Origin of the sequence: Alicyclobacillus fodiniaquatilis (genome assembly GCF_042678105.1) — a bacterium.
Classification (GTDB): Bacteria; Bacillota; Bacilli; order Alicyclobacillales; family Alicyclobacillaceae; genus Alicyclobacillus; species Alicyclobacillus fodiniaquatilis.
The window spans coordinates 1-6,409 of sequence record NZ_JBHUCX010000047.1 but is presented as its reverse complement, the minus strand read 5'-3'; the positions used below and the strand labels follow the sequence as shown (position 1 = coordinate 6,409).

General features: G+C 42.4%; 7 protein-coding genes. All 7 read right to left on the bottom strand.

Features of this window, described 5'->3' with window-relative positions; all coding sequences use genetic code 11:
• Window positions 1–298: 298 nt before the first annotated feature.
• Window positions 299–1,003: a nuclease-related domain-containing protein gene (locus ACFSB2_RS16495; protein WP_377944201.1), complete on the bottom strand. Its 705-nt coding sequence runs from the start codon at window positions 1,001–1,003 to the stop codon at window positions 299–301.
• A 112-nt stretch (window positions 1,004–1,115) separates the two neighbouring features.
• Window positions 1,116–2,051 carry a DUF4268 domain-containing protein gene (locus ACFSB2_RS16490; protein ID WP_377944199.1) on the bottom strand — a complete coding sequence of 312 codons (936 nt, stop codon included), beginning with the start codon at window positions 2,049–2,051 and terminating at the stop codon, window positions 1,116–1,118.
• Between the two features lie 61 nt (window positions 2,052–2,112).
• Window positions 2,113–2,430, bottom strand: a complete 318-nt coding sequence (locus ACFSB2_RS16485) for a nucleoside triphosphate pyrophosphohydrolase (RefSeq protein WP_377944198.1) — start codon at window positions 2,428–2,430, stop codon at window positions 2,113–2,115.
• 75 nt (window positions 2,431–2,505) lie between these two features.
• Window positions 2,506–3,003 carry a hypothetical protein gene (locus tag ACFSB2_RS16480; RefSeq protein ID WP_377944197.1) on the bottom strand — a complete coding sequence of 166 codons (498 nt, stop codon included), beginning with the start codon at window positions 3,001–3,003 and terminating at the stop codon, window positions 2,506–2,508.
• A gap of 742 nt (window positions 3,004–3,745) precedes the next feature.
• Entirely contained in the window at window positions 3,746–4,108 is a 363-nt protein-coding gene (locus ACFSB2_RS16475; RefSeq protein ID WP_377944196.1) for a hypothetical protein, read from the bottom strand.
• Between the two features lie 1,304 nt (window positions 4,109–5,412).
• Complete coding sequence (locus tag ACFSB2_RS16470; RefSeq protein WP_377944195.1) at window positions 5,413–5,769, bottom strand: hypothetical protein; 357 nt, start codon at window positions 5,767–5,769, stop codon at window positions 5,413–5,415.
• A 75-nt stretch (window positions 5,770–5,844) separates the two neighbouring features.
• The gene (locus ACFSB2_RS16465; protein ID WP_377944194.1) at window positions 5,845–6,273 is read right to left on the bottom strand and encodes a WapI family immunity protein; all 429 of its coding nucleotides are present in this window, start codon (window positions 6,271–6,273) and stop codon (window positions 5,845–5,847) included.
• Window positions 6,274–6,409 lie beyond the last annotated feature (136 nt).

Genomic DNA, 6,409 nt, shown 5'->3' with positions numbered 1-6,409 from the left:
ACTTTCTGAGCTGTTCTTTTGAAACCTTAGTCACTCTTATGTCCTCCCAATCTCATACTCCCTTTTGGGGATTGGGAGTTTACACAAAATATTTTACACACTCATTCAAATCGCAGACACGATATACTTCAATTGCGAGGCCGTCGTCACTGAAGAAGGCAAGATGTTATGGGAGATTCGCATCAAGGTGGACTGACATATTTGGACTGCCTTTCCCATTCTACTATAAGGATTCCTTACAACCTTCAATCCACCCAATCCCACATAAAACTCTGTTTTGAAGTAATCATCTAGCAAGTCAATTCGTCTTTTGTACCGCACTTGCTTTTTGAACATGTTCCTCTCTCGCTTTGGAATCAGTAATGTTCTTCTCGCCAAGCAGTTGGAAAATGTGACTCACATCTGCATCAGACAATGGTGGCCTAGAGTATTCATTTTTGAGTCTGATTAGCTTTCTTTCTATGAACTCTGTCAGGAGGATGTCATACACAACAAATTCATCCGTATCCACTGTCCGTAATTCTGGCTCAATATGTAACTCGCAACGCTTCGTGAACGACACAATAGAAATGAATCGAATGTCTTCATAATCCTTCAACAGCCGCTTCAACGCATTGATATGAGTGCGATTCTGTCTGACTGGATTATACATGTTAAACTTTCCATTTACTCTCCAATTTCTGTCCTCACGCTTCCCCTTTACATATCCTTTGTAGTTCTTTGTCTCGATTACAAAAACAGCGTATGGCGTGATCAGCACATGATCAATTTGTGTGTATCCAGTTTTCGATCTTGGATTGGCGATCAGCAAATCGTTCAAATACCTATTCTCTTTGGAAAACTGGCGAAGCTGGACTTCAATTTTGAACTCGCCCAAGTCGCCAATGTGCTTTGGGTCAATTGTTTTAGGCTGTTGTTTCGATTCTGTCTTTGATGCACTTGTTTGGCTATCTTGTGTAGTCTTCTTTGATTTCTTCAGTACAGCTGCTAGTTTCTCAAACAACTACATGTCCCCATTTCAAATGCCTAACAGATGGAATTCTGGTGTCAACAAGAGAAACTAATGTTACTTATGTATCTGTCATGGACACCAAAACACCCACCAACAACATGAACTACATCTTCTTAACGTATGGATGGAACACTTCACGAAACTTCATGACTTTGCGTATGCCCCAATCGATCATATCATCGTCTTTCCCGCAACTCTCATTCTGAGCAATGCGACAGGCTCTCTTGCTTTCTAGCGGCTCCCACTCTAACGCACCAAGACTCGACTCAATCGCAATCTTGTCACGTTCAAACACATCAAAGTAAGTCTCATTTGCTTCTTTATCACCGCAATCAATATACAATTCACACGAAAATCTGTTACCGCTACGAAACACTAAGTTAAGCGCGAATCCAGTTTTACCTATGCCAAATCCAAACCAACTATCATAGCCAACTTTTCGTGCGGTCGTAAAGGAAGGACTTACTTTATGTAATCGTTCAAGTAGTTTGGAGAAGAAATCATGATAATACTGCTGTTTGCCACTTTTCTCGCTTGACATTGCCCTAGACACAGTGCCAGTCCGCTTAGATTTTGACCATTCATTTGGAGATGCCTTTACTTTGAAAAGCGGAGCAGGAGTTGATTCACCAATCGTTATAACTTGAATTTCCACAGCGAAGAACTGCACATCGTCATTTGTAGCTTCATTCAACCAGTCAATTGCTTTCCGATGTTCTTCTCGAATTTCCTTTGCGATCCAAATCATTGTCTTTGCGTCGAGTCCTGACGCATATGTAAGCAATTGTCCAAGGTGCGAGTGATCTGTTGGCTCTAATTGATTCTCCACCGCAATCAATGAGCCATTTCCAACATCCTTTGCCAAAATGTCCAGCGAAAATGCACCAACTGTTTGCTCTGTTGCAACTAACTCAATTTCTAGACCTAATTCCTCGCCCAAGACATCAATGTTGTCAGCAAGCCAAGGCGTAAAATCTCTGGCTTCATTAGTCCAGATATTGCGAATATCATCTACATATTGTATACGTCCAAGCGACATGAAGTGACGCTCCTCCTGTTATTGATGACAACATATTTAATTGAAACATCCAATGACTTGATTATTCCGTTACGCTCTCCAAAAAGATCCGCTTGTCGAAACCTCCACGCTGATCCCTTTTAGATGTCATCATAGCCTCAAACTTCTTAACACTGATGTGCTTTGCCTTCACAACAGCCAACATGACTTCAGCGAGATCAGCCAGTTCTTCGACCTCACCAGATTCAAGATACTCCTTCAGTTCTTCGCCCAACTTTGCGTTCAGCATTTCAAGGTACTCGTCATTCTCCAACGTACGAACAACGCACCGCTTGCCATTCTGTTCAATAATCTCTGGTATGTGGTCTCTGACTAGCTTGTTATACGTGATAACAGCCATACAGCGTCCCTCCTTGCTATCCCCTACACGTTAATGATTTCGAGCCATTTTTCTAGAAAGTCCATTCAAATCACCTTAAAGTTTGTCAGCATACTTGTAAACAACTCTGGTGTTCTCCAACATTTCCTTGCTAACGCTCAAACTCCACGCGCTCATTCTGCTGTGCCATCGCTTGTATTTAAAAAACTGCTCCCACGTAAGTTCATTGATCTGCTTCAAGCGAACATTTGTATCAAATAGCACAAGTATGACATATTCAAACTTCTGTTGCTCTGGCTCATTTGAACCTGGCGGATTCAATCCGTAGAACACACTGGTTGTACTACTCGTTGTAGCTTTGATGCTATAGCGATCACCATCTACACTTATCGCATCAATGTTCTTGGTGCTTGGTGGCGCGGCTTGCAGTTTTGGCAGTCCTTTGGTGTCACAGTGATGTTTAATGGCTATGTATTCTCCCAAGTCGTCCACTACATTCTTGCTTCGTATAATCTGTCTACGCTTCAACTCATCGATAACAACACCATAGGAAGCAATTAAATCTGTATCTGACAGGTTACGAATGAAATCCACTAGCATCACCCTCACTGATATGATCATAGCAGATCAAGCTGAATATTCCAGAAGATTAGTTGTATGTAAATCTGTGACCATACACAAAGAACCTTGAATCATCTAGGATTCAAGGTGACAACCCTATACAAGGTAATCACATATAAAATTGTGATTTTAGTTGGTTCTTTGATTTCTTAGTAACGTTGAATATGATGACATTCGAAGGGAGTTTCACGATACCTCGGTCTTATCCGATGTGACTGATACTGTAAATGATGAATTCTACACCGTAGACCTATGAAGTTAAGACGACTCAATCCAAATACAGCTTGCGTACCTTTTCATAAGCTCCTTGGGTGCGCTTGGATATCAGATCCACGGCGATACCTAGACTTTTCTATAACGAGACTTGAGAAATTCTTGAAGAAGAATATGATTAAACAGGTTGATCGGATGGTCACTAGACAATTCGTGAATAAGTGTGTTTTTAATTCCATGGCGGTTTAATAACAATGACATGTACCGAGAAGTCGTAGACTTACCTGCTCCCGGTATGCCCTCAAAAAGAACCAGCTTGGTATCTAACATGTACACACCGCCCTATAGTTACGAGTAAGCTTTATTTTCCTAGTTTATCATTCTCCGAATGTCCCATGACCCTTGTTGGATTAACCTGCTCCGTTAGTGACAGTTCGGAGCCACCAGGAACGAATATTCATGTACAAGCAGGGGCAGGCGACTTATTCAGTTCTCGCCCCCATTAGCACAGAAATTGAGCGGTATAAGTCCCATTTTTTAGTTTTTTAGGTTTTCTCTCGTGGCTGTCGGACTGGAGTGTTACGGACCGATGGATTTTTGTCACCGTCGGGTCGTCGGGCATCAATCGCTTTATTAGGTCATATATGGCAGCTTCTACGTGGTCGACGTAGGTACGCACTTCGGGAATACTGATTTCCTCCGCTTCCGGACGGTGAACCATATGATTGCGTACCTCAGCATCCTGAATAAGTTTGTTTCTTTTCGGTGATACGCCTGTACTATATGCCTCCAGAAGTGACCCGTAAAGCTTGGATATTGGCGGAGACGGTACCTCCAACAAAAGTGCCTCAAGTTCAGGCTTCACACGAATCAAATACTCCTTAATTGCAAGTTCAGCGGCTATTGCAGCGTCAATCCATTTATATCGTGGAGTATTCTCGTGTTTGGCTCTGTGCAAGTGACGTAGGGCCGCGAATGGGGTGTAGCCGGTATCGATGTACTGTTGGACGGCAGCAACTGTAGATTCGTCAAGCTCTAATGGGCTATCAATATTGGACATGTAACCGGAATAATTGGGGGGCAGCCTGAACCATGTATCTCCATCGACAGACCAATCATGGTACCTAACACTAAACAGGTTTTCCTGCAGGCCTACCTGGTTTAATCAGTACTTGATAAGGTGTAAGACCCTGCGAGTAGCCTCGGCAAGTTCCCTACTTAGGGATTGCATAAAGTCATTCGAAGTTTCCGATAGTGCGTTTCCCTCGGCGTATGATTCAATCTCCACCATCACATCGTTGGCCGGTTCAACGTTGATAACGGCATTTGCCGTGCCATCACGTCGGACTTCAACGTGTACAGTACCTGAATTCACTGGAACCTGAAATGAGAAGGATTCCACCTCTGGGTGAAATGAATCCGATCGATATGCGTACCGATAATCGTGTAATTTCCTCTAATGTACAGCTGAATCGCCTCCGGGTTTTATAGTTCATTTAACGTACCTGTAAAGTGTAGCTATTTATCCTGTCCATGCGAATTCCTCCGTTGTGGAACTAGATAAACTGCCCCAAGTGTCCAATAAGACCAAAACTTCCGAACCGCATATTTATGTAATCGCTGCTGGTGGGTTACTTCAGTTTTTGCCTATTTGCGACACATCACTTGAATCGTTTTATCGTATTTTCGCTTATTAAAAAAACTGATGAACTTCTATACTGTCGTAAATCCGATTGGTAAGAAACCAGCCTATATTTAGACAAACCACGATTATGCCGACAATCTTGATTGCCCTATTGTGACGAATAATGGGTTTATCGGAAATGGAAGATAAAACAATTATCACTGTTGCAGCTGTTCCCAACCAACTCAAAGCGTCTACCCAACGGTAAACAGGACCAAGGATGAACACATGAAACAATAATGCGAATTCATCCCATAACATATACAAATTTATCAATCCATTGAATACTAATGCTACCAATAACACAATGCCCCGTCTCATAGGAATCACCTCAAAATTATGAATTTTTACCATAAATTTTGATTGAGTCAATATTCAGCATTCCTGCCCGAGAGTGTAGTAAAAGCCTCGAGCTATTATTGAATATTCATGTATCGGCATCCTGGTCCTTCCCAGACATTTGCTCCCGATCCCTAAAGAAGCAATCATTGTTCACTCTCGTATTTGTTTTCCAGATACTCGTTGAATTTATTGATAGCAATGCTATTACAATGAGCCAACACACCGATACCAAGCCATACAAGCGACATAGCATTTACTAGTGCATAGTTGAAAGTAGCATCGGAATGATGCACATGCCCCCTGATTACATCCACCACAAACCATATATACGAGATAATCATCACTACGTTCAGAACAATAGGTATCGTAGTTGGCAGAGGTATCTTAGTCACTAACCTTTCCTCCTTCCCATCAACATGTCCTTTGCAGTTTTTTGCCCGAGAGTCCTGCAACAAAGCAGACAACAGTAACGAATATTCATGCATTTGTTGACGTGCCACGTTCTTCGGTGAATGCTCCCGTCAACGACAGAACCCCCCGTCGCCCCGTTTAGACATACCGAGACACAGGAAGTATCAAAAACTTGATGGCACAACGCCACTAGCGGTTGTTTCGTTACCCCTGATTAACTGGTCCAATTCATTTGCAAATTCGTCTATAGACCCCAATTCTGTGATAATAAAAAATTTTGTTCTTGCTCCATTAGGAGATGGACGTTTATTATCGGTCAACACCTCAATTGCAACGTGCCCTCGCTTGCTACATAGGAAAAAGCGACAACAAACATAATGAGTTACGTCTTGTGAATCTTCTCCACTTGTCCAAGTAAATTCCTTAACACCTAATTTCCCCAGAGCTCTTAACCCATCACGTAGCTCTTCAAGCTCTTGGTTTGAGGTGTAAAAGTTAATTTTGATTTGACACTCTGCAGAACGAGCGGACATCCTCAATTCAAACATGTCTTGGTCAACTTCCCACACTTTATGAAACACAATACAATTCATCACCATGACACCTTCTCTTGGGTCATCCGTTGTTGAACTGATATGAACGAGGCCGTCAACCGCCACTCGTTTTTTTCTTGTCAAGAGACCATGGAGTTAAATGCCTGGCCCGAAGGCAAGGTTCGTCGACGGTTGG

Excerpts from the sequence above, each read along its gene's own strand:
- ACFSB2_RS16485 (WP_377944198.1), bottom strand. The coding sequence starts at position 2,430 with ATGGCTGTTATCACGTATAACAAGCTAGTCAGAGACCACATACCAGAG.
- ACFSB2_RS16465 (WP_377944194.1), bottom strand. The coding sequence starts at position 6,273 with ATGAATTGTATTGTGTTTCATAAAGTGTGGGAAGTTGACCAAGACATG.
- ACFSB2_RS16490 (WP_377944199.1), bottom strand. The coding sequence starts at position 2,051 with ATGTCGCTTGGACGTATACAATATGTAGATGATATTCGCAATATCTGG.